Origin of the sequence: Cellulomonas uda (assembly GCF_006538705.1) — a bacterium.
In the GTDB taxonomy this organism is placed as follows: Bacteria; Actinomycetota; Actinomycetes; order Actinomycetales; family Cellulomonadaceae; genus Cellulomonas; species Cellulomonas uda.
The window spans coordinates 124,399-148,400 of the sequence record NZ_BJLP01000001.1 but is presented as its reverse complement, the minus strand read 5'-3'; the positions used below and the strand labels follow the sequence as shown (position 1 = coordinate 148,400).

Here is a 24,002-nt window from a genome sequence, read left to right as displayed (position 1 = left end):
GCTGACCGAGGCGTCCTACGCGGCGGCCGCCCGCCGGCTGGCCGCCGCGCTACAGGCCCGCGACGGAGCCGCGGAGGCCGCCGACCGGCTCGAGGGGCTCCTGACCACCTGATCGTCGGCCCCGCGGGCCGGCGTCGCCGTCCCGGCCCCCGTACGCCCACGCCACGGCGTCGCGCAGCAGCCGGCCGCCGTCGAGCGTCAGCACCGACTCGGGGTGGAACTGCAGCGTCGAGAAGAACGGGCCACGAAGCGCGTGCACCTCGGCCCCGCGGCGGGCCACCTCGACGTACCCGACGTCCGGCACGTCGAACGAGTCGACATGGGACTGCGCCACGTAGCTGTTGTAGAACCCGACCGTCTCGCGCGCACCGAACAGGTCGACCTCGCTCTGCAGGCCCTGGCGCGCGCAGTCGTGCGCCACGACCCGCAGCCCGAGCAGCCCCGCCGTGACCTGGTGCCCCAGGCACACCGCGACGAACGGCGAGCGGCGCGCCAGCAGCCGGGAACCCGCGGCACGCAGCGCACGCACGCGCTCGTCGTCGTCCGCGCGCGGGTCACCCGGACCCGGCCCGAGCAGGACGACGTCCGCGTCCGCGAGCGCCGCGTCCAGGTCCCGCCCCGGCCCCGCGACCTGGGCCGCGGGCACGATCCGGGTGTCCCACCCGCCGTCGGTGAGCAGGCAGGCGAGCATGTGCGTGAACGTGTCCTCCGCGTCCAGCACCAGCACCCGCCCGGGCGCACGGCCCGTCCTGCCCGCCGCCGACGAGCGCGCACTCGGACGACGACCGCCGCCGACCGGCCGCCAGAAGTCCGCGATCCGCCGCCCACGGCGGTCGAGGGCGGCGAGCACGTCGGGGTGCGACGCGAGCGGGCCCGCGGCCCCCACGTCGAACCCGCCGAGCACGCCCGCGACCTTGGTGCGGGTCTCCGCGGCCTCCGCGCACGGGTCGGAGTGACGCACGAGTGTCGCACCCACCCCGATCGTCATGCGACCGTCGGCACGCACGTCCGCCGTCCGGATGAGGATGGCCGAGTCGACGCTCGCGTCGCCCGTGGCGTCCCGCCCGACGAGCGCGGCGAAGCCGCTGTAGTAGCCCCGGCCGCGTCGCTCGTGCGCCGCGATCACCCGGCACGCGTTCTCGATCGGGCTGCCGGTGACCGTGGGCGCGAGCATCGTCTCGCGCAGCAGCGTCGGCACGTCCACCTCGGCCGTGCCCTCCACGAGGTACTCGGTGTGCGCGAGGCTCGCCATCTCCCGCAGGTACGGGCCGCGCACGTGCACGTCGCGGCACAGCCGCGACATCATCTTGATCTCCTCGTCGAGCACCATGTTGAGCTCGTCGGTCTCCTTGGTGTCGCCCAGGAAGCCGAGAACGCCCTCCAACGTGGGCCCCGACGAGGGGTAGCGGTACGTGCCGCTGATCGGGTTCATGGTGGCCGTGCCCGCACGCAGCGTCACGTGCCGCTCGGGGCTCGCGCCGACGAACGTGCGCGGGCCCGTGTGGATCACGAACGTCCAGTACGCACCCGCCTCGCGCAGCAGCAGCCGGCGCACCGCGGCCGCGGCGGCGACCACCGGCGTGCGACCGTCCGAGACGTGGCCCTCCCACGAGCGGTGCACGACGAAGTTCGCGCCGGACCCCGTGTCGATCTCGTCGCGCAGGACCGTCGAGACGAGGTCGGCGTACTGCTCGTCGGTGACGTCGAAGTCCCCGACGACGACCGCGGGCCTGCTCGGCAGCGCGCCCACCACGTCGGCCCAGGCGAGCCGGTGGTGCTCCTCGACCGTCAGGCACAGGACCGGCTCGTCGTCGTCGACCGCCGCGAAGCCGCGCTCGGTGACCTGGCGGTACGGGACGACGACGAGCGACTCGAGCGACTCACCCGGGCCGCGGCGGCTGCACGCCGTGCCGTGCAGCGGGAGGTCGTGCAGCCGCCGCGCCTCGAGGACGTCACCGACGAGCAGGTCGACGACGTCCTCGCCGTGCGCGGGCCGGTGCACGAGCGCGAACGGGCGGGTGCCGTCCGCCAGGAGCGCACCCAGGAGCTCGGCTGCGGTCATCCGACCACGTCCGCGGTGGTCGTCACGACCGCGCACCGGTCCGCCGCCCAGTCCAGGGCGAGCCGGTGGTACGCGAGCGAGAAGTCCGCGATCGCGTCCCCGACGACGAACGGCTGGATGTCGTGCTGGAACGCGTCGGCGGCGGTCATGAGCACACCGACGTGCGCGTACACGCCGCACACCACGAGCTGGTCACGCCGCGCCTCGCGCATCCGGTCGAGCAGCGGTGAGCGCACGAACGCGCTGTAGCGCCACTTCGTGAGCACCCAGTCCTGCGCCCGCGGCGCGAGGGCATCGACGACCGCGCGGTCGTCCGGCACGGCGCGCATGCCCGGACCCCACACGTCCGCGAGCAGGCCGCGCTCCTGCGGGCTCATCGAGCCCGGCTGCGCGGTGTACGCCACCGGGACACCGCTGCGCCGCGCCCAGCCGAGCAGCGCGGCGACCCGCTCGACGAGCGTGTCGGCCAACGGCTGCGGCAGCCCGCGCACGAAGTACCGCTGCATGTCGTGGACGAGCAGCACCGCGCGCCCCTCCTCGACCCGCCACGGCATCGTCGAGACGGGGAGCTCGCCGCGCGTCGGCAGCGTGTACGGCTCCATCGTCGGCAGTCCCGGCACGTCAGCGCCCTTCCAGGAGGGCGACGAGCTCGCGGCGTCGCACCTTCGTCGTCGACGTCGTCGGCATCTGCTCGCGCGGGAGCTGCACGCGGCGCGTCACGGGCAGGTCCTGCGACGCGAGGGACCAGCGCGTCGGGTCGAGCGGTCGGCCGTCACGCGTGCACAGCACCGCGGTGGGGCCCTCGCTGAGCTCGACGACGACGATCTCGGCGACCTCGGGCAGCCGCACCAGCAGCCGGTCCTCGACCTCGAGCGTGCTCGGCACGCCGTCGATCAGGTCGATCTCGCGGTCCTGCAGGTGCAGGTTGCCGCGCGCGTCCTTGTAGCCGACGTCGCCCATGCGCCACCACCCGTCGTGGACCTGCGCGAGCCAGCGCTCGTGCTCGGCGAGGTACGTCACGATGCGCCCGTCGCTGCGGACCTCGATGTCGCCCGGGTGCTCACGGCTCGGCCGGCGGCCGTCCCGCGGCACCACCCGGATCGCGGTGGACAGCGGGAAGCCGCGGCCCACGTCGCGCCCCTCGGGCATGCCGCGCCGCCGGTCGTACACCTTCCACGCGATCGGGCCGACCTCGCTCTGCCCGTACATCTGCACGTACACGGGCCGGCGCCGGCGCGAGGCGTGCAGCATCGCCTCGACGGTCCGCGGGTGCGCCGCGTCGAACGTGCTCGAGAACACGCGCACGTCGGCGAGCGGCCCGTCGGGGTCGTCCGCGAGCACCTCCCACGACGTGAACGTGTTCGGGTGCGCCTCGACCAGGCCGGGGCGCACGCGCGCGAGCAGGTCGGCGGCCGCCGCCGGGTCGTCCTCGCGCAGCAGCGCGACGTCGTGCCCGTGCAGCACCGCGATCGGCAGCGCGGTGAAGATCCGCGAGTGCACGAACGACACGTGGATCGCGACCGCCTCGCGGCGCGGCACGAGCCGCGCGAACAGCGACTGCGGGCGGTAGCGCGACTGCATCGTGCGGCGCGTGTGGACCGCGAGCTTCGGCAGCCCGGTCGTGCCCGACGTGTGCGTGACGAACAGCGGCGCGTCGGGCGAGACCTCCACCTCCGGGACGGGCGGCCGGTCCGTCAGGGCCACCAGGTCCACGCCCTCGTGCCACGCCCCGACCGTCAGCAGCGTCGCGACGTGCCCGGCGACGTCGGCCAGCGCCGGCGTCGAGAGCTTGCGCGGGTCGGTCAGCAGGTGCGGGCGGCCGAGCCGCTGCACGAGCGCGAACGCCGTCGCCGGCTCGAGCTTGGGCGACAGCAGCACGGGGACGACGCCGATCCGCGCGCACGCGCAGGCCAGGAGCGTCACGTCGACGTTGTCGCTCTTGTAGACGACGATCTGGTCACCCGTGCGCAGGCCCGCGGACCACAGCCGGGCCGAGAAGTCCTCGACGAGGGCCTGCAGGTCCGCCATCGAGAACTCCCGACGGCCGGGTGCCAGGTCCAGGTCGTGGTCCGTGACGACACGGGCGCGCGGGTTCGCGCGGTGACCGCGCGCGAACAGCGTGCCGAGCCGGATCCCCCGGTTCCCGAGGCGCTGGTAGATCACGCGCCCGACCCCGCCCGCGCCGGCTGCGCCTCCAGGACCGCCTTGATGCTCTTCAGGGTGCGGCGCACGTCGTCGACGATCTTGTCGCCCCACTCCCGCACGAACCGCACACGCGCCTCCTCGTCGAGGTCGGCGACGATCTTGTGGATGCCCTCCGTGGCCCGCGTCATCACGTAGTCGTGCGTCAGCACGCACCCCGTCGCCCCCGGCTCCACGCGGAAGCCCCAGATGCTGTCCTGGGTCGTGCCGGCGTGCGTGCGCATCGCCCACGCGAACCGCACCGGACGCTCGGCCTCCACGACCTCCGCCTCGGTGTACCAGGTGCCGCGCACGAGCGGGGCCCAGCCGACGACGTCCTCCGCCCGGTAGTTCTCACCCCGGAACACCGAGCCCACCGCGCCGGGCTCGCCCGTCCAGACGCCGCCCCGGCACTCGGGGCTCCAGTCGCCGCTGCGCGCCAGGTCGGACACCGCGTCGTACACCTCGTCCGGGGACAGGTCGAGCTCGATGGACTCCGCCGCCGTGAAGAGCGGGCTGCTGTCGATGATCGTCATGGCGCCCGATCGTGCGGACGCCACCTGTGCGCGGCAAGACACCCGCACGCCGCATGTCAGGTCGGGTCGTCGTCCCCGGCGCGCCGCCCCGACCTGACACGCGCGCCGCGCCGACCTGACAGACCCGCACCCCGCCGCACCCGCGCGGGCCCCGCCGGTCGGCATGCTCGGCCGCGATGAGAGCCGCAGTCATCGACCGTCACGGTCCGCCGCAGTGCATCACGCTGCGCGAGCTCCCCGTCCCGACCCCGGGTCCCGACGAGGTGCTCGTGCGCGTCGCCTTCGGCTCCGTGAACCACGTCGACACGTTCGTCCGCAGCGGTGCCTGGCGGACCCCTCTGGCGTTCCCGTTCGTCGTCGGCCGCGACGCCGTCGGCACCGTCGTCGAGGCCGGGGACGCCGCCGCGGCGGAGTTCCGGGCGGGCGACGAGGTCTGGACCAGCTCGCTCGGCTACGACGGGCGCGACGGTGCGCTCGCCGAGCTCGTGCGGGTCCCCCGCGCGCGCCTCTACCGGTGCCCCGCCGGCCTGCCCGCGTCCGAGCTGGTCGCGCTCGCGCACCCCGCGAGCACCGCGTGGCTCGCCCTGTTCCGGCACGGCCACCTGCGCGCCGGGATGCGCGTGCTCGTCGTCGGCGGCGGCGGCAACGTCGGCTGGTCCGCCGTGCACCTCGCGGTCGCCGCGGGTGCCGTCGTCGTGACGACCTGCGGCACCGACGACGCGTTCGACCTCGACCGCGCCGGCGCGACGCCCGTCGACCGCGCCGCCCGGCTCGACCGGTCCACGCTCGGCGGCGCCGTGGACCTCGTCGTCGACACCGCGGGACGCAACGACCTCGAGGCCTACCTCGACGTGCTCGCCCCCGGCGGGCGCGTCGTCCTGCTCGCCGGCATGGCGACCCGCGCGTCGTTCCCCGTCGGCGCGCTGTACCTCAACGCCGCCACCGTCACGGGCTTCGCGATCTCGCAGGCGTCCGTCGAGGACCTCGCGCTCGCCGCACGGCACGTCGTCGACGCCGTCGAGCGCACCGGTCTGCGTCCCCGCCGCCTGTCCTCCGTGCCCCTCGAGCTCGTCGCCGACGCGCACGCCCGGCTCGAGCGCGGCGAGGTGCGCGGCAAGGTCGTCGTCGCCGTCGCCGCGCACCACCCGCCCGCACCGCGCACCACCCCGACCGAGGGGGCACGTGCCGTCCCGACCTGACCGGCAGCCGACCCCCGGCACACCCGCCAGCTGCACGGGGCGTCACCGGCGACGCCCCGCCCGTCCCCACGTCCGAGCGCACCACGACCCCACCCGAGAGGCCCCGCGATGCCCGTCATGCCCATCTGCCGTCAGCCGATCATCGACCACCGCGGCGGGACGATCGTCTCGCTGCACGTCACCGCGCTGACCCGCGAGGACGGCACCGGTCTGCGCGCACCCTGGCCGTACGGCGCGCCCCCCGTCGGCCCCGACGCGCTGCGGCTCACCGGTGCGCTCACCGCGCAGGTCGGCGCCGACGGCACCGCCGAGGTGCGCACGCTCGTCGCGCAGGACCTCGCCCCCGCGATCGTCGAGCGTCCCGCCGGCACGCTCGAGCGCGAGCTGCACCGCGTGTTCGTCCCCGCCGCGACGCAGGGCCCCACCGCCGTGCACGCCGCGCTGCTGCTCGCCGTCGAGGACTGGGACGGCACGACGCGCGACGCCGTCGCGCAGGACGTCCTCGACGAGCTCGCCCCCACGCTCGCCGACGCCGTCGGCGCCACCGTGCGCGCGCGCCTCAAGGACGACGAGCCGCAGGGCCTGACCGGCGGCGCGGTCCTCGGCGGGAGCGTCGCCGGGCTGCGGGACACCCTCGCGTCCTGGCCCCGGGAGGACTTCGCGCTCGTCCAGACGTCCCTGCTCGTGCCCGCCGGCGCCGACGCCGGAGCCCTCGCCCAGGAGCTCGTCGTCACCGGCCCCGCGCAGGACACCTACCGCCTGCGCGTCGAGTGGCGTATCCGCCACCTGCCCGTCGCCGACGACGTCCTGCACCTGCAGGTGCACTACGGCGACTTCGTCGTCGCCGAGGCCGGCGGCCGCCAGACCCTCGTCGCGAACCGCCCCCGGCCCAGCGACTGGGAGACGTTCGGCCTCGTCCGCCTCGGCGGGGACCGGGTCGCGCTGCTCGCACCCAACGGCGACTACGTGTCCGCCGCGGGCGGCGGTGGCCGCGAGGTGCTCGCCGTCGGCGACCGCATCGGCGAGTGGGAGACGTTCCGCGTCGAGGAGGTCATGGTCGACCGGATCGCCCTGCGCGCGTTCAACGGCCACTACGTGTCCGCCTACCACGGCGGCGGCCGCGAGCTCGTCGCGAACCGGCCCGTGCGCGACGAGTACGAGGTCTTCACCCTGCACCGCCCCTGAGGCGCCGTCGGCGCGCGGGTCGGCGCCGGCGGGGCCACGCTGGTGACGGCACCGACGGGACGTCCCGTTCCCGCCAGGAGGTGCCGCCGGCACACGCGTGGGGAGATCGGCATCATGACGCTCGTCAGCATCATCGGCACCGGGAACATGGGCCAGGCGATCGCGGGTCTGGTCACGAAGGGCGGGCACCAGGCCCAGACCATCGGGCACGACGACGACTCCGCCGTCGACGGTGAGCTCGTCGTGCTCGCCGTCCCCTACCCGGCCCTGTCCGCCATCGCGGATGCGCGCCGCGACGAGCTCGCGGGCAAGGTCGTCGTCGACATCACGAACCCGCTCGACTTCCAGACGTTCGACTCGCTCGTGGTGCCGCCCGACGCCTCCGCCGCTGCGGAGCTCGCGGCCGCACTGCCGCAGTCACGCGTCCTCAAGGCGTTCAACACGAACTTCGCCGCGACGCTCGCGTCGGGCCAGGTCGGTGACCAGACCACGACGGTGCTCGTCGCGGGTGACGACGCCGACGCGAAGGCGCTGCTCCTGCAGGTCGTCACCGACGCGGGCCTGCGCGGCGTCGACGCCGGGTCGTTGCGCCGCGCGCGTGAGCTCGAGGCGCTCGGCTTCGTCCAGCTCACCCTGGCCGCGGGCGAGAAGATCGCCTGGACGGGCGGCTTCACCCTGGCCCCCTGACCTGCGGTCGCGCGCCCGGCCGCCGATGGCCCCGAGGTGCGCGCCCGACGACGGCTGTGGGGACCGCGCGGTGTCGTGCGCGGTCCCCACAGTCGGGTGTCGGTCAACAGCCGGGTGTCGGTCAACAGCCGGGTGTCGGTCAGCAGGAGGTCAGAACTCCCAGTCCTCGTCCTCGGTGTTGACGGCCTTGCCGATGACGTAGGACGAGCCCGAGCCGGAGAAGAAGTCGTGGTTCTCGTCGGCGTTCGGGGACAGCGCGGACAGGATCGCCGGGTTGACGTCGGTCTCGTCGCGCGGGAACAGCGCCTCGTAGCCGAGGTTCATGAGGGCCTTGTTGGCGTTGTAGCGCAGGAACTTCTTGACGTCCTCGGTGAGGCCGAGCTCGTCGTAGAGGTCCTGCGTGTACTCGACCTCGTTGTCGTAGAGCTCGAAGAGCAGCTCGAACGTGTAGTCCTTGAGCTCCGCGCGCTCGGCCGGCGAGATGAGCTCGAGGCCCTTCTGGAACTTGTAGCCGATGTAGTACCCGTGCACCGCCTCGTCACGGATGATCAGGCGGATCAGGTCGGCCGTGTTCGTGAGCTTGGCGCGCGACGCCCAGTACATGGGCGCGTAGAAGCCCGAGTAGAACAGGAACGACTCGAGCATGGTCGAGGCGACCTTGCGCTTGAGAGGCTCGTCGCCCCGGTAGTAGTTCAGGACGATCTCGGCCTTGCGCTGCAGGTTCGGGTTCTCCTCCGACCAGCGGAACGCCTCGTCGATCTCCTTGGTGGAGATCAGCGTGGAGAAGATCGAGGAGTACGACTTCGCGTGCACCGACTCCATGAACGCGATGTTCGTGTAGACGGCCTCCTCGTGCGGCGTGAGTGCGTCGGGGATGAGGCTGACCGCGCCGACCGTGCCCTGGATGGTGTCCAGGAGCGTCAGGCCGGTGAAGACGCGGGTCGTCATCGTCTTCTCGGCCTCGGTCAGGGTCGCCCACGACTGGATGTCGTTGGAGACCGGCACCTTCTCCGGCAGCCAGAAGTTGCCGACCAGGCGGTCCCAGACCTCGAGGTCCTTCTCGTCGTGCAGCCGGTTCCAGTTGATCGCCGAGACCCGGTCGACCAGCTTCAGCTTCCCCGTGGGGCTCATGCCTTCTCATCTCCCTGAAGGACGAGCAGCGCGAACTGCCGCTCGACTGTCGAGTCGCAAAAGAGGCATCGGGGACTCCAGCCGCCTCCGTTGACGTGGTATCGAGTGTGCGCGCTCCGACGGCTCGACGGCATCGGCCGGCCCCGGCGGGCTGCGGACATCTTCGCGCGGGTCTCGGCGCTCGCCGTCCTGCCGAAGTTGGGGTTCCCCTCTCCGCTCCGGGCCTCCGACAGCGCCTGACGGGCCGCTTCGCTCATCGTGCGCCCATAGCTCGGGTGCTCAGGGCCGAACTTCCCGTAGTTCGGGTTCGCCTCACCCGCGTTCGTACCGGCGCGCTGCTGCGACCATCGAGCCCGCTGCTCGGCGGAGTGCTTCGCGCCGTAGAACGGGTTCAGCTCCCCCGGCCTGCTCACTCCCTTGCGCCCTGTCGACCGCACGCGAGCCGCCTCGCGCTGCTCGTCGGTCCACACCATGCCGAGAGGACCGAGGCCGCCGTCGGTCAGGTTCAGGAGACGATCGCCCGCCGCGCGCCGCGCCGCGATCCACCTGACCTCTGCGTCGCCGAGCTCGATCCGCGTGGTGCGGACGAGCTCGAGCTCGTCGACCACCGCCTCGTCGTCGTGCTTACGCAGCCAGTCGTAGAACGGGGTGCGGCGGCCGGCGCGCGCGTTGACGCGGTGCCGGGCGAACCGGCGGGCCACCGTGGACTCGGTCAGACCGATGTAGCGGTACTCAGCGCTGTCCGCGAGCCGGACGCCGTAGATGCGTCCTACGACGTCCGGCCCCGATGCGGTGCTCTTCTCCATGGTCACGGCGTCACAACATGCAGGAGACGCAGTTCTCCACTTCCGTCCCCTGGAGGGCCATCTGGCGGAGGCGGATGTAGTAGATGGTCTTGATGCCCTTCTTCCAGGCGTAGATCTGCGCCTTGTTCAGGTCACGCGTGGTGGCGGTGTCCTTGAAGAACAGGGTCAGCGACAGTCCCTGGTCCACGTGCTGCGTGGCCTCGGCGTAGGTGTCGATGATCTTCTCGTAGCCGATCTCGTACGCGTCCTGGTAGTACTCCAGGTTGTCGTTCGTCATGAACGGCGCCGGGTAGTAGACGCGGCCGATCTTGCCTTCCTTGCGGATCTCGATCTTCGACGCGATCGGGTGGATCGAGCTCGTCGAGTGGTTGATGTAGGAGATCGAGCCGGTCGGCGGGACCGCCTGCAGGTTCTGGTTGTACAGGCCGTGGACGCGGACGAGCTCGGCGAGCTCGCGCCAGTCGTCCTGCGTCGGGATGTGCACGCCGGCGTCGGCGAAGAGCCGGGCCACGCGCTCGGTGCGCGGCGCCCACTCCTTCTCGAGGTACTTGGTGAAGTACTCGCCCGTCGCGTACTTCGACTTCTCGAACCCGTAGAACGACGAGCCGCGCTCCTGCGCGAGCAGGTTCGACGCACGGATCGCGTGGTACGCGACCGTGTAGAAGTAGATGTTCGTGAAGTCGAGGCCCTCGTCGGAGCCGTAGAAGATCCGCTCGCGCGCCAGGTACCCGTGCAGGTTCATCTGCCCGAGGCCGATGGCGTGACCGCCCCGGTTGGCGCGCTTGACCGACGGGACCGACTCGATGTCCGTCTGGTCGGACACGGCCGTGAGCGCACGGATCGCGGTCTCGACGGTCTTGCCCAGGTCGGGCGAGTCCATCGACAGCGCGATGTTCATCGAGCCGAGGTTGCAGGAGATGTCGCGGCCCACGTGGTCGTACGAGAGGTCCTCGTTGAACGTCGACGGGGTCGAGACCTGCAGGATCTCCGAGCACAGGTTCGAGTGCGTGACCTTGCCCTCGATCGGGTTGGCCCGGTTCACCGTGTCCTCGAACATGATGTACGGGTAGCCCGACTCGAACTGGATCTCGGCGAGCGTCTGGAAGAACTCGCGTGCGTTGATCTTGGTCTTGCGGATCGACGCGTTCTCGACCATCTCGTAGTACTTCTCGGTCACGTCGATGTCCGCGAACGGCTTGCCGTACACCCGCTCGACGTCGTACGGCGAGAACAGGTACATGGGCTCGTTCTTGCGGGCGAGCTCGAACGTGATGTCCGGGATGACGACGCCGAGCGAGAGCGTCTTGATGCGGATCTTCTCGTCCGCGTTCTCGCGCTTGGTGTCGAGGAAGCGGTAGATGTCCGGGTGGTGCGCGTGCAGGTACACCGCGCCGGCGCCCTGGCGCGCACCGAGCTGGTTGGCGTAGGAGAACGAGTCCTCGAGCAGCTTCATCACGGGGATGACGCCCGAGCTCTGGTTCTCGATGTGCTTGATCGGCGCACCGTGCTCACGGATGTTCGACAGCAGCAGCGCCACGCCGCCGCCGCGCTTGGAGAGCTGCAGCGCGGAGTTGATGCCGCGCGCGATCGACTCCATGTTGTCCTCGATGCGCAGCAGGAAGCAGGACACGGGCTCGCCGCGCTGCGCCTTGCCGAGGTTGAGGAACGTGGGGGTCGCGGGCTGGAACCGCCCCGAGATGATCTCGTCGACGAGCGAGGTCGCGAAGTCCTCGTCGCCCTCCGCCAGCGCGAGCGCGACCATGCACACGCGGTCCTCGAACCGCTCCAGGTACCGCTTCCCGTCGAACGTCTTGAGCGTGTACGACGTGTAGTACTTGAACGCGCCGAGGAACGTCTGGAACCGGAACTTCTTGGAGTACGCGTACTGGAACAGCGTCTTGACGAACGCGCGGTCGTACTGCGCGAGCACCGCCGGGTCGTAGTACTTGTTCTCGACCAGGTACTCGAGCTTCTCCTCGAGGTCGTGGAAGAAGACCGTGTTCTGGTTGACGTGCTGCAGGAAGTACGCGCGGGCCGCCTCGCGGTCCTTGTCGAACTGGATCTTCCCGTCCGCGCTGTACAGGTTGAGCATCGCGTTGAGGGCGTGGTAGTCCATCCCCGACGTGTCTACGCGGAAATCAGTGACTGTCGCTGCCAAAACCGTTCCAATCCCTCGCGGACGCGCTGCACGTCCTCGTTCGTTCCCATGAGCTCGAAGCCGTACAGGTAGGGGACGCGGCACTTGGCCGCGACGATGTCCCCCGCGATGCAGTACGCCTCGCCGAAGTTGGTGTTGCCCGCTGCGACCACCCCGCGGATCAGGGCGCGGTTGGCCGCGTCGTTGAGGAACCTCACGACCTGGCGCGGGACCGCACCGCCCTCGTTACCGCCCCCGTACGTCGGCACCACCAGCACGTACGGCTCCGTGACGTGCAGGAAGGGCTCGGCGGGGCGCAACGGGATCCGCTGGGCCGGCAGGCCCAGCTTCTCCACGAAGCGGTGCGTGTTGTTGGACGCCGAGGAGAAGTAGACGAGCGCGCTCATCGTTGCCCTCCCCGGGTCCGGAAGCTGACGTGTCCGGTGGCCCGCAGGCCACCGGCGTGGCCACCCTCGAAGGGGGCGGCGGTTCAGGCGACGGTGACGGCCTCGAGACGCTCCGCGAGCGCCTTGATCCGGTCGGGACGGTAACCGGACCAGTGGTCACCGTCCGCGATCACGACCGGCGCCTGCAGGTGCCCGAGCGACATGACGTAGTCGCGGGCGTCCGCGTCCTCGCTGATGTCGACGACCGTGTAGTCCGCACCCAGCTTGTCGAGAGCACGGTAGGTCGCGTTGCACTGCACGCACGCGGGCTTGCTGTAGACCGTGATCGTCATCGTGACTCTCTCCTGGAAGCTCAGAAACTCTGGTGGAACCGTGCCGCGCGGGGCCTTGTCAGGCCCCGGTGACGGCCTCGGGAGCTGCCTTCTCTCGAGCGCTCGTGAAGCCCTGTCCGGGGCTCCGACGACCGCTCGGCTCCCCGGCCGACCGCGTGGTGAAGACACTACACCTAGTGTCTGACACCGCAACCAACCACTAGGTGTTGTGTTACACGCGTGTCGTTTTTCACCCCGTGGATGACTTCTCCACAGTACGACGACCCACTGACACGGCCCCTGAACTGCACGTTTGCGGCGCTCGAACGACACGGGTGTGGTTCGACGCACAGGCGGCCCACAGGCCGTCCACACCACGCCCCGTGTCGTCCCCAGGACCGTCCACAGCCGCTATGTCCGGGATGCTCCCGAGATGTCCGTCACGACTGCCGCGACGACTCCTGCCAGGCCGCGCGCAGACCCTCGACGAGCGGGGTGGTCGGCCGCCCGATCAGCGTGCGCAGCGTGTCGGTCGCGTCCGCGAGCGCACCGCCGGCGATGTCCTGGTCCATCGTCACCAGGAAGCCCACGGTGCCCTCGTCGAGACCCGCGGCGAGCAGGGCCGCGCGCTGCTCGTCCGGCGTGACCCGGCGGTACGTCACCGGCCGGCCGAGGATCTCGGCGGCGGCCGCCGCGAGCTCGTCGAACGTCCACGCGTGGTCGCCCGAGAGCTCGTACGTGCGCCCGTCGTGCCCCGACCCGGTGACGACGGCCACGATGCCCGCCGCGAAGTCCGCGCGCGACGCGGACGCGACACGCCCGTCACCGGCCGACGCGACGACCTCGCCCGTCTCCGCCGCCTGCTGCAGGGTCGTCACGTAGTTCTCCGTGTACCAGTTGTTGCGCAGCACGGTCACGACGAGCCCCGACGCGGCGAGCAGCTCCTCCGTCGCGCGGTGCTCGGGCACCAGGACGAGCGTGCTGGTGTCCGCGTGCGGCGCGCTCGTGTAGACGACGCGCCGGACGCCGGCCGCCCGCGCCGCCTCGATCGCCGCGCGGTGCTGCGGGACGCGCTGCCCCACCTCCGAGCCCGAGACGAGCACGAGCGTGTCCGCACCCGCGAACGCGGCGGCGAGCGTCTCCGGGCGCCCGTAGTCCACCTCCGCGACGCGCACGCCGCGCGCGGCCAGGTCCGCGAGGCGCTCGGTGCGCCGGCCTCCCGCGACAACCTCGTCCGGGGCGACCCCCGCGTCCAGCAGACCTTCGACGACCAGACGGCCCAGGTGACCGGTGGCACCGGTGACGACGACGGACATGAGCTCCTCCTCAGGACGGGGCACCGCGCCGGCGGACCCGACGAGGGAACCCACGAGGGAACCGACGACGGGCTCGGCGGCGGTGGCGGCGCACGGCTGCGCCGCACACGTCAACCATCGCGCGCGCGGCGCATTCCCGCCGGACGCTGCGCGGATCCCCACGCGCCGTGGGGGATGCTGGGCGCGTGCAGGTGACCACGCTCGGACCGCTCGCGCTCGACGGCCGGCCCGTGCGCGGCGAGCGGCTCGCGGCCGTGGTCCGCGAGCTCGTCGCGGCGCGCGGTCACGCGGTGTCCGTGCGCGCGCTGGTCGAGGCCGTGTGGGACGGCGCGCCGCCCGACGACGAGACCGGGGCCGTGCAGGCGCTCGTCTCGCGCGTGCGGCGGCTCGGAATGGCCGTCGAGTCGGTCCCCGGCGGGTACCGGGTGCCGCGCGAGGGGCTCGTGGTGGACGCCGACGAGGTGCGCGCGCTCGTCGTCGCCGCGCGGACCGCGCTCGCCGCCGACGACACCGCGGCCGCGCGTGCGCACGCCACCGCGGCCCGGGCCCTGCTGCCGGCGACCCCGCAGGACGCGACGGCCGTGCGCCTGCTCGCGGACACCGCCGACGTCGCGGCCCGCGCCGCGCTGCGTTCCGGTGGGCCGTTCGACGACGACGACCTGCGCCTGCTCGCCACCCGCACACCGCCCGACGAGCCCGCCACGGCCCTGCTGGTGCATGTGCTGGCCGCGCAGGGTCGGGACGCCGAGGCGCTGGAGGTGGTCGAGGCGCTGCGCCGCGACCTGGCCGAGCGGTACGGCACCGACCCCTCCCCGGTGGTGCAGGACGCGCACCTCGCGCTGCTGCGCGGCGAGCTGGGGCGCCCGTCCGCGACCACGACGCCCGCCGTGCCCGACGCACCGCCGCCGGGCGAGTCGTCGCCGGACGCGTCGCCGGACGCGTCGCAGCGCGGGCCGGTCCGGCTGCCACGCGCGTGGCGCCGCCCGGCGACGCCGCTCGTCGGGCGCGAGGCGGACGTCGCCGCCGTGACCGCCGCGCTCGGGGCGGGACCGGTGGTCACGGTCGTCGCGGCGGGCGGGGCCGGCAAGACGCGCCTCGCGGCCGAGGTCGCGCGGCTCGCCGCCGAGCGCGGCGAGTCGGTCCACGTGGTCGAGCTCGCGGGTCTGCGGTCGGGTGACGACGTGCTGCCCGCGCTGCTCGGCGAGCTCGGCGGGGCGGAGACCGCCCCGACGCTCCCGGACGTCGCCGAGCGGCGCATGCTGCCCCGGCTCGAGCGGCTGCGCGCGGCCGCGCACGACCTGCGCGGCCTCGTCGTGCTCGACAACTGCGAGCACGTGCTCGCGGACGCCGCCCGCACGGTCGCGGACCTGCTGACGGTCGCACCGCCCGACGTGACGGTGCTCGCGACGTCCCGCGCGCCGCTGGGGCTCGTCGGCGAACGCGTGCACCGCCTGGCTGCCCTGCCCGACGACGACGCGCTCGCGCTGCTGCACGCGCGCGCCCAGGACGCGCGCCCCGGCCTGGTGTGGGACGACGAGCGCGCGCTCGAGCTGTGCCGCCGGCTCGACAACCTGCCGCTCGCGCTCGAGCTCGCCGCCGCCCGGCTGCGGTCGATGCCCGTGGAGGACCTGCTGCACGGGCTCGCGGACCGGTTCGCGCTGCTCGACGACGCGCTGCGCGGCCTGCCCGAGCGGCACGCGAGCCTGTGGGCGCTGGTCGACTGGAGCCGTGAGCTGCTGCCCGACGACGAGCGCGACCTGCTCGAGCGTCTGGCCGTGGTCCCCGGCGCGTTCCCCGCGTCGCTCGCCGCGGCCGTCGCGGGGGTCGACGACGTGCGCCGCGGGCTCGCGGACCTCGTCGACCAGTCGCTGCTGGCGCTCGAGGACGCGGGCTCGGGGCCCGCGCGGTACCGGATGCTCGAGACGGTCCGCGAGTACGGCGAGGCGCGCCTCGCCGCCGCCGGCGCACGGGACGACGCGCTGGCGGGGCTCGTCACGTGGGCGGCACGCGAGTGCGCGGACCTCGCACCGCGGTTCGTCGGCGCGGGGCAGCTCGCCGCGCTCGCGCGCTGCGACGACGAGGCGGAGACGTTCGTCGCGGCCCTGCGGCGGGCGGTCGAGACCGCCGACGACGCCGCGGCCGTCGACCTCGCCTCGACGCTGTTCCAGTGGTGGTCCGTGCGCGGCATGCACGCCGAGGTCGTCACCTGGGCCGAGCGGCTGCTGCACGCGGACGACCCCGCCGCACGCCGCGCGTGCCCGCTGCTGGTCGGGCGCCCCGGGCTCGCACCCGGCGCGCACCTGCCGGACGGCGACCGCACCGCGACCGTGGTGCTGCAGAGCGCGATGAACGCGGGCGCGGCGGCGTCCTGGCGGGCGACCGCCCTGGCGTCACGCGTGCTGCGCCGCGTGCTGCGCGAGCAGCCCGACGAGGTGAGCGACCGGATGCGCGCGCTCGGCCAGGTGGTGCCGGCGCTCGCGTCGTCGGCGACCGCCGAGCTCGACGCGGCGGCGCACGCGCTCGTCGCGCACGACGACGGCTACGTACGCGCGCTCGGCCTGTTCCTGCGCGGTGCGGTGCGCGAGAACGCCGGCGAGCCGCTCGACTCCGCGCAGGACGCGCGCGCGGCGTTCGCGCTGTTCGAGCAGCTCGGCGACCACTGGGGCATGGGCATGGCCGCGCAGGGCGTCGCGCAGTGGTCCGCCGCGGAGGACGCCGCGCAGGCCGTGCAGTGGCTCGAGCGCGGCGTGCAGCACCTCGAGCTCGTCGGCGCCGCGCAGGACGCACGCAGCCTGCGCGTCCTGCTCGACGTGCAGCGCGCGCTCGACGGCTCGACCGAGGCGCTCGACGCGCTGCACGAGACCGCCGACGCGCCGCGCGCCGACGGCATCGACGTCGCGCACGCGCTGCTGGGGCTCGCGATGGTCGCGCTCGCCGGCGGTGACCGGCCCACGGCCGTGGCACGCGCGCTGCGGGCCGCGGCGGTGGTCACGCGGCGGCGGGACCCCGTCGCCCAGGCGCGCGTCGTGTTCCTCGTCTCCGCCGCGGTCGTCCTGCTGCAGGCGACGCCCCGGGACAGCACGGACGACGACGAGGGGGCCCGTGTCGAGCGGCACGTCGTCGCGGTCCTGCGCGACGCCGCCGCGGACGCGCGCACGCTCGCCGACATGCCCGTCGTCGGGACGTTCGCGCTCGGGTGCGCCGAGCTCGCGGCGTGGCGCGGGGACGACGAGCACGCGACGACGCTGTGGGCGCTCGGGCGGCGGATGGGGGCCACCGTCGCCAACGCCGCCCTGCCGCTCGGGCAGCCGCACTCGCTCGCGACCCGCGCGGCGGGCGAGGCGGGTGAGCGCCGCCTCGACGAGCTGCGCGCCCGGCCCGCGGCGGAGGTCGACCGGATGGTCGCCGCCACCGCGGACCGGGTGCTCGGCCTGGCTCCCTGACCGGGTCAGACCTTGCGGCGGTACGCGCGCAGCGCCAGCGGCATGAACACCGCCACCAGGCCCACGCACCACGCCAGCGTCCACCACACGTGGTCACCCACCGGCGAACCGAGGAACAGCCCGCGCATGGACTCCACGAGGTGGGTCAACGGGTTGACGTCCACGAAGCCCTGCATCCACGTGGGCAGGTCGTCGGTCCGCACGAAGACGTTCGAGCCGAAGCTGAGCGGCATGACGATGAGGAACATGATCCCCTGCACCGCACCCGACGTGCGCACGAGCATCCCGACCCACACCGACACCCAGCTCAGGCACACCGCGAACAGCACCGCGAGCAGGCAGCCCGCGACGGCCTCGAGGGGGCTCGTCGCGATGCGGAAGCCCATCGCGTAGCCCGTCACGATCGTCACGACCGCGACGATCACGTACCGCACGACGTCCCCCAGCACCGCACCCAGCAGCGGTGCGCTGCGCGGGATCGGCAGCGACTTGAACCGGTCGAAGATGCCCTTGGACAGGTCCGTGTTGAGGTTCACGCCGATCGCGATCGCACCCTGCGCGATGGTCTGGGCGAGGATCCCCGGGAGCAGGAACTGCAGGTAGCTGCCCGTGCTGCCCGCGACCGCGGTGCCGAAGATCGTCACGAAGATCGCGAGGAACACGATCGGCTGCAGCGTCACGTCGATGAGCGCCTCGGGTGTGCGCCACGTCTTGATCAACGAGCGCTTGGTCAGTGCCGCGGAGTGCCGCACCAGCGGGAACGGGCGGGGTCGACGGACCGCCTCGCCGCGCGGCGCGTCAGGTGTGCGCGGGCGGTCCAGCGTCACTGTGCTCGTCGGGGTGCTGGTCGGGGCGCTCATGCCGCCGCCTCCTTCGGGTCGTCGTCGGGCTCGTCGGTGGACGTGGTGCGGCCGGTCAGCGTGAAGAACACCTCGTCGAGGCTCGGCAGGTGCAGCGACAGCTCGGTCACCGCGACCCCCGCCGAGCCGAGCCGCGCGACCGTCGCGGTGAGCGCCTCGTCGTCGGCCACGGGCACGGCGAGCAGGCCCTTGCGGATCTCGTCGGCCGCCGCGCCCGTGCTGACCTCGGACAGGATCTGCGCGGTCTGCGCCAGGCGCGCGGGGTCGCTGGGGCGGACCTCGAGCGTCAGCCCGCCGACCACCCGCTTGAGGCCGTCCGGGGTGTCGTGCGCGATCACGCGGCCGTGGTCGACGACCGTGATCTCGTCGGCCAGCGCGTCCGCCTCCTCGAGGTACTGCGTCGTGAGCAGCACGGTCGAGCCGTCCGCGACGAGCGAGCGCACCACGTCCCACATCTGCTCACGCTTGGCCGGGTCGAGGCCCGTCGTCGGCTCGTCGAGGAAGATCACGTCGGGCCGCCCGACGAGCGACGCCGCGAGGTCCAGGCGGCGGCGCATGCCGCCGGAGTACGTCTTCGCGGGCCGGTCGGCGGCGTCCGCGAGGTCGAACCACTCGAGCAGCTCGGCGGCACGGGCACGTGCCCCCGCGCGGCCGAGCTCCAGCAGCGTGCCGAACAGCACGAGGTTCTGCCTGCCCGTGAGGTCCTCGTCGACGGACGCGTACTGCCCCGTCAGGCCGATCATGTGCCGGACCTTCTCGGCGTCGCGGACCACGTCGAGGCCGTTGATGCGGGCCGTGCCCGCGTCGGGGGTGAGCAGGGTGGACAGGATGCGGACGGTCGTCGTCTTGCCGGCGCCGTTGGGGCCGAGCACACCGAGCACGGTGCCCCGGGGGACGACGAGGTCGACGCCCTGCAGCGCCTTCGTCTCGCCGAAGTGCTTCACGAGGCCCTCGGCCTCGATCACCAGGTCTGTTGTCATGCCGCCACCCTGCGCGGGCCGGCTGACACCGCCCCGACACGTCGCCGACACGGGGCCGACAGGGGGCCGACAGGGGCCGACGAGGGCACCGACGGGGATGGTCGCCGGATCCGCCGGGCCGCTACGTGAGGTCGCGGCAGAGCAGCAGGAGCGTGACGTCGTCGACCGACGACGGGTCGCTGCACTCGCGGATGACGTCGTCGATGTCGACCGGCCGGGTCGGGTCCTCGCGCGTGAACGCGCCGACCAGCCGCGCCAGACCGGCCCGCAGGTTCGTCGAGCGCGAGTCGACCAGCCCGTCGCTGTAGAGCACCACGCCGCCACCGGGCTCGATCACGAACCGGTGCGTGGGCGGCTCCCCCGAGCCGACGCCGACGGGCCGGTCGACGCTGACCTCGAGCAGCTCGGCCCCGCCGACCGCGTCGAGCACGAGCGGGCGGGGGTGACCGGCGATCGACACCTCGACCACGCCCGTCGCGCGGTCGACCGCGGCGATGACGACCGTGGCCATGTCGGTGGCCATGGTGCGGCGCGCCACCACGTCGGTCCACCGCAGCGCGTCGGCCGGGCCGTCCCCGCGCAGCAGGAACGCCCGCACCGTGTTGCGCAGCTGGCCCATCGCCGCGGCGGCGGACAGCCCGTGCCCGGCGACGTCCCCGATGACCACCGCGACGCGGCCGTCGGGCAGCTCGAGCGCGTCGTACCAGTCGCCGCCGACCTGCCCGCCGGGGGCGGGCACGTACCGGGCGTGCAGCTGCCACCCCTCGACGCGCGGCAGCTCGGCGGGCAGCAGCGAGCGCTGCACCGTCTCGGCGGCGCCGAGCGCCCAGCGCGTGCGCAGCAGGAGCGTCTCGAGCAGGCGCCGGCGCAGGTCGGTGACCGACCGCAGCTCCTGCCCGGTCCACGGCGCGCTGCGGCCCCGGACGGTCTGGGTCCACTTCTCGAACGACTTGCGCGGGCTCAGCCGGACCTCGTCGCCCTCGCGCCGGGCGATCGCCTTGTTGTGCGGGTCGCCGCCCCAGGACACGTCGTGCACCGCCTCGCGGCGCAGCCAGACCATCGCGCGGTCCTCGGGCAGCCGGACGGCGAGCAGGCCGGCGACACCCGGCAGCGCGTCCGCGAGCGCGGGCTCCTGGGCGCCGAGCTCGGTGCGCGCCGTGACGTCCTCGGCCTGCTGCGCGACCCACGTGCGCAACGCGGACAGGTCCTCGGGCGCCTCGCCCTCGGTGCTCCAGGTGCCGTCGCCGAACACCACGGCCCCCTGCGCGGGCACGAGGTCGAGCAGCGACACCCCGGAGTCGGTCCGCCCGACGAGCGCGTCGCCGAGCGTGCGCGCGGCGTCGCGGGAGGCGATCAGCAGGTTCACGAGCGTCGACTCCGCGGCGAGCGCGGCCTGCAGCTCGTCCTCCTCGGCGCGCGCGACCAGCCGCAGCGACAACGACGACCCGAGGAACTCGGCCGCCGCGCGCACGCCGTACGGCGGGTGGTGCGGACCGGAGTAGTGGTGGCACGCGACGAGGCCCCAGAGCCGCCCGTCGCGCAGCAGCGAGATCGACATCGACGCGGCCACGCCCATGTTGCCGAGGTACTCGAGGTGGATCGGCGACACGCTGCGCAGCACCGAGTGCGTGAGGTCGAGCGGCTCCCCGGTCGCGTCGACCCCCGGAACGAGCGGCGCGGGGGTGTACCCGACGTCGGCGATGAGCCGGATCCAGCTCTGCTCGTACAGCGCGCGGGCCTGCGGTGGGATGTCCGAGGCGGGGTAGTGCAGCCCGAGGAACGAGTTGAGGTCCGCGCGCTTGGCCTCCGCGACGACCTCGCCGTTGTACTCGGCGTCGAACCGGTAGATCATCACGCGGTCGAACCCGGTCAGCGCCCGCACCTCGTGCGCGGCCACGTCGTACAGCTCGGCGAGCGACTGGCTCGCGCTCAGGCGCTCGAGCGCGTCACGCACGGCCTGGTAGGTGTTCGGGAACGAGAACGGCCGCGGGCCGGTCGACGCCTCGAGCTCGACCACGAGCAGGGTCCGGTCGCCGACGACCACGCGGTGCAGCACGGCGTCGACCTCGCGCGGGCCGTCGGGCGTGGCCGCGACGACGACGAGCGGGTTGCGCTGCCGGAGGTTGCCGAACGTGCGCACGTGCGCGCGGATCTGCTCGGCCGGCTCGCTCCCGAGCACGGCGTCGAGGTCGGCCCCGAGCGCGTCCTGGACGCTGCAGCCGAGCAGGTCCGCGACGTTGGCGGACACGTGCTGGACGACGAGCTCGGGCTCGGTGACCGCGAGCAGCACACCGTGCGGCTGGACCGAGCCGGGCACGTGGATGGGCTCACGCGCGCAGTTGTCGAGGTCGACGGGTTCTCCGGGCGGGAGCAGGTCGGCCATCGGTTCGCGGTCGGACATCCGCTGGCACCTCCTGGTCGACATTTTCGGTGTGCAACCTAACTCACGCCACCACCTCCTCAGTACGGGCCTGGCGCACACGCGCCGGGCGCACGAGCGCGACGACCACGAGCACCGACGCGACCGCGACGAGCACACCGAGCACGGGCCAGCCGGTCGCGGTCGTCGCGAGGCCCGCGCCGAGCGACCCGACTACCGCGGCGACGGTCGCGACGAGCTCGGCCACGGGCTGCACGCGCCCACGCTCGGCGGGCCGGTACGACGCCGCGACCATCGCCGCGCCGCCGCTGCCCGCGAGGTTCCATCCCACCCCCGCGAGCGTCATCGCGACGACGAACGCGATCATGTCCGGCCGCACGGTCGCCAGGCCCGCGGCGGCGAGCACGAGCGCACCGAGTGCCGCGACGCGCCGCTCGCCCAGCCGCCCGATCCACCGCGCGACCAGCAGCCCCGGCGCGTACATCCCGATCATGTGGAGCTGCACCGAGAACGCCGCGTGCTGCTCGGTGTGCCCCATGTCCATGCCCGCGACGGGCCCCGCGGTCATGAGCGAGCTCATCGCGGCGGCCGCGAGCGCGGTGACCAGGACGCCGAGCACGAGCACGGGCTGGCGCCACAGCTCGCGGTGCGAGCGCGCGGCGACCGCCGGCGCAGCCTCGTCGGACGGGCGTGGTCCGGTCAGGTGCGCGAGGTACCGCGGCAGGCGCGCGTTCCACCCGCACGCGAGCACCGCGAACCCGGCGACCAGCAGGTAGGAGGCGACGTACGGCGTCGAGCCGAGCCCGCTGACGGCCGTCGCGAGGAACGGCCCGACGAGCGCCGCGAGCAGGCCGCCCGCGAGCAGCGTCGTGATCGCGCGCGCCCGCTCGTCGGGGTTCGCCTCCGCGACCGCGTACCGGTAGTACCCCGCGCCCGCCTGGTAGACGCCGACGAGCGCCGTGCCGACGCAGAACAGCGCGAACGACCCGCGGTGCACCGCGTCCGCCGAGACGAGCCCCGCGGCGACCGCGGCGAGCGGCGCGACCGTGAACACGCGCCGGTACCCGCTGCGCCCGATCCACCGCGAGAGCGCGAACGTCGAGAGCGCCGCGACCACGGGCATGAGGCTGAACGGGAGCGTCGCGAGGGCGCGCGTCGGCGCGAGGTGCGCGCCGACGATGCCCGTGAGGGTCAGGTCGATCGAGATGCCGAACGTGTAGAGCGACTGCGCGGGGACGAGCCGGCGCGTGAGGCGCGGTCCGTCGACGCGCGGGGGCTCGAGGAGCGCGCGGGTCGGGGCGTCGGGTCGGGTCACGCGACCACCTTGGCGGGGTCGGGCACCGTCCGACGAGCGGCAGGATTGCCACTGTGCGCTAGATTCTCGCCATGAGCGTGGACGGTCCGGTGCCGCGGCCCGAGCGCGTGCGCGACGTCGCCGTGCTGGCGCTGCCGGGCGCGCTGCCGATGGAGGTCGGCATGCCGTTCCAGGTGCTCCAGAGCCGCACCGCCGCGCACTACCGCCTCACGCTGTGCGGCCGGAGCCCCGGTCCCGTGCCCACCGCGGGCGGGTTCCCGGTCGTCGCGCAGGCCGGGCTCGAGGCCGTCGTCGCGGCCGACACCGTGATCGTCCCCGCGTACGACGACATCGACCAGCCACCCCCCGACGACGTGCTCGACGCGCTGCGCACCGCGCACGCCCGCGGCGCACGCGTCGTGTCGATCTGCGTCGGCGCGTTCGCGCTGGCCGCCGCGGGACTGCTCGACGGTCGGCGGGCGACGACGCACTGGGCCTACACCGCCCGCCTCGCGGCGCGGTACCCGCTGGTTCGCGTGGACCCGGACGTGCTGTTCGTCGACGAGGGCGACGTCCTGACCTCCGCGGGCGTCGCGTCCGGCATCGACGCGTGCCTGCACCTGCTGCGCACCGACCTCGGCGCCGCGGTCGCCAACCACGTGGCGCGCGCGATCGTCGCGGCACCGCACCGCGACGGCGGGCAGGCGCAGTTCATCGCCCGGACCACCCCGCCCGACGCCGCGAGCGCGCTCGCCGGCACCCGCGCGTGGGCGCTCGACCACCTGCACGAGCCGCTGACCGTCGCGGACCTCGCGCGGCACGCGCGCATGTCGCAGCGCACGCTCGCCCGGGCGTTCGCGGCGGAGACCGGTGCCTCACCGCTGCGCTGGCTCACCGCTGCGCGCGTCGACCGCGCGCGCGAGCTGCTCGAACGCACCGACTGGAGCACCGACCGGGTCGCCCAGGAGTGCGGGCTCGGGACCGCCGCGAACATGCGCCTGCACTTCCACCGGCTCGTCGGCGTGAGCCCGTCGGACTACCGCCGCACGTTCGTCGGGGCGTCCTCGCCGGTGTGACCCGACGGCTC

General features: G+C 73.6%; 19 protein-coding genes. 5 read left to right on the top strand and 14 right to left on the bottom strand.

Going from position 1 to position 24,002, the window contains the following annotated elements:
- Positions 1 to 49 precede the first annotated feature (49 nt).
- The 4 genes from CUD01_RS00745 to CUD01_RS00730 are packed head-to-tail and all read right to left on the bottom strand — an operon-like array spanning position 50 to position 4,779.
- Entirely contained in the window at positions 50 to 2,062 is a 2,013-nt protein-coding gene (locus CUD01_RS00745) for a chorismate-binding protein (protein ID WP_141317896.1), read from the bottom strand.
- Entirely contained in the window at positions 2,059 to 2,682 is a 624-nt protein-coding gene (locus CUD01_RS00740; RefSeq protein WP_141317894.1) for an isochorismatase family protein, read from the bottom strand. Before CUD01_RS00740 ends, CUD01_RS00745 begins: the two co-directional genes overlap by 4 nt.
- 1 nt (position 2,683) lies before the next feature.
- Positions 2,684 to 4,225: an AMP-binding protein gene (locus CUD01_RS00735; RefSeq protein WP_141317891.1), complete on the bottom strand. Its 1,542-nt coding sequence runs from the start codon at positions 4,223 to 4,225 to the stop codon at positions 2,684 to 2,686.
- Complete coding sequence (locus CUD01_RS00730) at positions 4,222 to 4,779, bottom strand: SRPBCC family protein (protein WP_141317889.1); 558 nt, start codon at positions 4,777 to 4,779, stop codon at positions 4,222 to 4,224. The genes CUD01_RS00735 and CUD01_RS00730 overlap by 4 nt, the downstream gene beginning before the upstream one ends.
- Positions 4,780 to 4,955: 176 nt before the next feature.
- Between CUD01_RS00730 and CUD01_RS00725 the strand changes: the two genes are divergently transcribed.
- The 3 genes from CUD01_RS00725 (at position 4,956) to CUD01_RS00715 (ending at position 7,850) form a co-directional block, all read left to right on the top strand.
- Entirely contained in the window at positions 4,956 to 5,978 is a 1,023-nt protein-coding gene (locus tag CUD01_RS00725) for a zinc-binding dehydrogenase (protein ID WP_141317887.1), read from the top strand.
- A gap of 108 nt (positions 5,979 to 6,086) precedes the next feature.
- Complete coding sequence (locus CUD01_RS00720; protein ID WP_141317885.1) at positions 6,087 to 7,163, top strand: DUF7910 domain-containing protein; 1,077 nt, start codon at positions 6,087 to 6,089, stop codon at positions 7,161 to 7,163.
- 114 nt (positions 7,164 to 7,277) lie between these two features.
- Positions 7,278 to 7,850, top strand: coding sequence for an NADPH-dependent F420 reductase (locus CUD01_RS00715; protein WP_141317883.1), 573 nt, complete (start codon positions 7,278 to 7,280; stop codon positions 7,848 to 7,850).
- 150 nt (positions 7,851 to 8,000) lie between these two features.
- Here CUD01_RS00715 and nrdF read toward each other — a convergent pair whose 3' ends face one another.
- From nrdF to CUD01_RS00685, 6 genes are all read right to left on the bottom strand, one after another.
- Positions 8,001 to 8,981 (bottom strand): class 1b ribonucleoside-diphosphate reductase subunit beta, encoded by a 981-nt coding sequence (gene nrdF, locus CUD01_RS00710; protein WP_141317881.1) that lies wholly within the window; start codon positions 8,979 to 8,981, stop codon positions 8,001 to 8,003.
- Positions 8,978 to 9,787, bottom strand: coding sequence for an NUMOD3 domain-containing DNA-binding protein (locus tag CUD01_RS00705; RefSeq protein ID WP_141317919.1), 810 nt, complete (start codon positions 9,785 to 9,787; stop codon positions 8,978 to 8,980). Before CUD01_RS00705 ends, nrdF begins: the two co-directional genes overlap by 4 nt.
- 10 nt (positions 9,788 to 9,797) lie before the next feature.
- Complete coding sequence (gene nrdE / locus CUD01_RS00700) at positions 9,798 to 11,903, bottom strand: class 1b ribonucleoside-diphosphate reductase subunit alpha (RefSeq protein WP_208405296.1); 2,106 nt, start codon at positions 11,901 to 11,903, stop codon at positions 9,798 to 9,800.
- A gap of 11 nt (positions 11,904 to 11,914) precedes the next feature.
- Complete coding sequence (gene nrdI / locus CUD01_RS00695; RefSeq protein ID WP_094181153.1) at positions 11,915 to 12,331, bottom strand: class Ib ribonucleoside-diphosphate reductase assembly flavoprotein NrdI; 417 nt, start codon at positions 12,329 to 12,331, stop codon at positions 11,915 to 11,917.
- 83 nt (positions 12,332 to 12,414) lie between these two features.
- A complete protein-coding gene (nrdH, locus tag CUD01_RS00690; RefSeq protein WP_094181154.1) occupies positions 12,415 to 12,663 on the bottom strand; it encodes a glutaredoxin-like protein NrdH in 249 nt (82 codons plus the stop codon).
- 419 nt (positions 12,664 to 13,082) lie between these two features.
- Complete coding sequence (locus CUD01_RS00685; protein WP_141317879.1) at positions 13,083 to 13,958, bottom strand: SDR family oxidoreductase; 876 nt, start codon at positions 13,956 to 13,958, stop codon at positions 13,083 to 13,085.
- Positions 13,959 to 14,143: 185 nt separating this feature from the next.
- Here CUD01_RS00685 and CUD01_RS00680 point away from each other — a divergent pair, with 185 nt between their 5' ends.
- On the top strand, positions 14,144 to 17,401 hold the full coding sequence (locus CUD01_RS00680) for an AfsR/SARP family transcriptional regulator (RefSeq protein WP_244937596.1): 3,258 nt from the start codon (positions 14,144 to 14,146) through the stop codon (positions 17,399 to 17,401).
- A gap of 5 nt (positions 17,402 to 17,406) precedes the next feature.
- On the opposite strand, the gene CUD01_RS00675 is transcribed toward CUD01_RS00680, so the two are convergent.
- From CUD01_RS00675 to CUD01_RS00660, 4 genes are all read right to left on the bottom strand, one after another.
- Positions 17,407 to 18,261: an ABC transporter permease gene (locus CUD01_RS00675; protein ID WP_141317877.1), complete on the bottom strand. Its 855-nt coding sequence runs from the start codon at positions 18,259 to 18,261 to the stop codon at positions 17,407 to 17,409.
- Positions 18,258 to 19,241, bottom strand: a complete 984-nt coding sequence (locus CUD01_RS00670) for an ATP-binding cassette domain-containing protein (protein ID WP_141317874.1) — start codon at positions 19,239 to 19,241, stop codon at positions 18,258 to 18,260. Before CUD01_RS00670 ends, CUD01_RS00675 begins: the two co-directional genes overlap by 4 nt.
- A 121-nt stretch (positions 19,242 to 19,362) precedes the next feature.
- Positions 19,363 to 21,642 carry a SpoIIE family protein phosphatase gene (locus CUD01_RS00665; protein WP_141317872.1) on the bottom strand — a complete coding sequence of 760 codons (2,280 nt, stop codon included), beginning with the start codon at positions 21,640 to 21,642 and terminating at the stop codon, positions 19,363 to 19,365.
- Between the two features lie 43 nt (positions 21,643 to 21,685).
- Positions 21,686 to 22,936 (bottom strand): MFS transporter, encoded by a 1,251-nt coding sequence (locus tag CUD01_RS00660; RefSeq protein ID WP_141317870.1) that lies wholly within the window; start codon positions 22,934 to 22,936, stop codon positions 21,686 to 21,688.
- Positions 22,937 to 23,007: 71 nt separating this feature from the next.
- On the opposite strand from CUD01_RS00660, the gene CUD01_RS00655 reads away from it, so the two are divergent.
- Positions 23,008 to 23,991, top strand: coding sequence for a GlxA family transcriptional regulator (locus tag CUD01_RS00655; RefSeq protein WP_141317868.1), 984 nt, complete (start codon positions 23,008 to 23,010; stop codon positions 23,989 to 23,991).
- The last annotated feature ends 11 nt before the right edge of the window (positions 23,992 to 24,002 follow it).

Bases quoted from the DNA above. Each gene is read 5' to 3' on its own strand.
- CUD01_RS00745 (WP_141317896.1), bottom strand. From the start codon at position 2,062: ATGACCGCAGCCGAGCTCCTGGGTGCGCTCCTGGCGGACGGCACCCGC.
- CUD01_RS00730 (WP_141317889.1), bottom strand. From the start codon at position 4,779: ATGACGATCATCGACAGCAGCCCGCTCTTCACGGCGGCGGAGTCCATC.
- CUD01_RS00725 (WP_141317887.1), top strand. From the start codon at position 4,956: ATGAGAGCCGCAGTCATCGACCGTCACGGTCCGCCGCAGTGCATCACG.
- CUD01_RS00720 (WP_141317885.1), top strand. From the start codon at position 6,087: ATGCCCGTCATGCCCATCTGCCGTCAGCCGATCATCGACCACCGCGGC.
- CUD01_RS00715 (WP_141317883.1), top strand. From the start codon at position 7,278: ATGACGCTCGTCAGCATCATCGGCACCGGGAACATGGGCCAGGCGATC.
- nrdF (WP_141317881.1), bottom strand. From the start codon at position 8,981: ATGAGCCCCACGGGGAAGCTGAAGCTGGTCGACCGGGTCTCGGCGATC.
- CUD01_RS00705 (WP_141317919.1), bottom strand. From the start codon at position 9,787: ATGGAGAAGAGCACCGCATCGGGGCCGGACGTCGTAGGACGCATCTAC.
- nrdE (WP_208405296.1), bottom strand. From the start codon at position 11,903: ATGGACTACCACGCCCTCAACGCGATGCTCAACCTGTACAGCGCGGAC.
- nrdI (WP_094181153.1), bottom strand. From the start codon at position 12,331: ATGAGCGCGCTCGTCTACTTCTCCTCGGCGTCCAACAACACGCACCGC.
- nrdH (WP_094181154.1), bottom strand. From the start codon at position 12,663: ATGACGATCACGGTCTACAGCAAGCCCGCGTGCGTGCAGTGCAACGCG.
- CUD01_RS00685 (WP_141317879.1), bottom strand. From the start codon at position 13,958: ATGTCCGTCGTCGTCACCGGTGCCACCGGTCACCTGGGCCGTCTGGTC.
- CUD01_RS00675 (WP_141317877.1), bottom strand. From the start codon at position 18,261: ATGAGCGCCCCGACCAGCACCCCGACGAGCACAGTGACGCTGGACCGC.
- CUD01_RS00670 (WP_141317874.1), bottom strand. From the start codon at position 19,241: ATGACAACAGACCTGGTGATCGAGGCCGAGGGCCTCGTGAAGCACTTC.
- CUD01_RS00665 (WP_141317872.1), bottom strand. From the start codon at position 21,642: ATGTCCGACCGCGAACCGATGGCCGACCTGCTCCCGCCCGGAGAACCC.
- CUD01_RS00655 (WP_141317868.1), top strand. From the start codon at position 23,008: ATGAGCGTGGACGGTCCGGTGCCGCGGCCCGAGCGCGTGCGCGACGTC.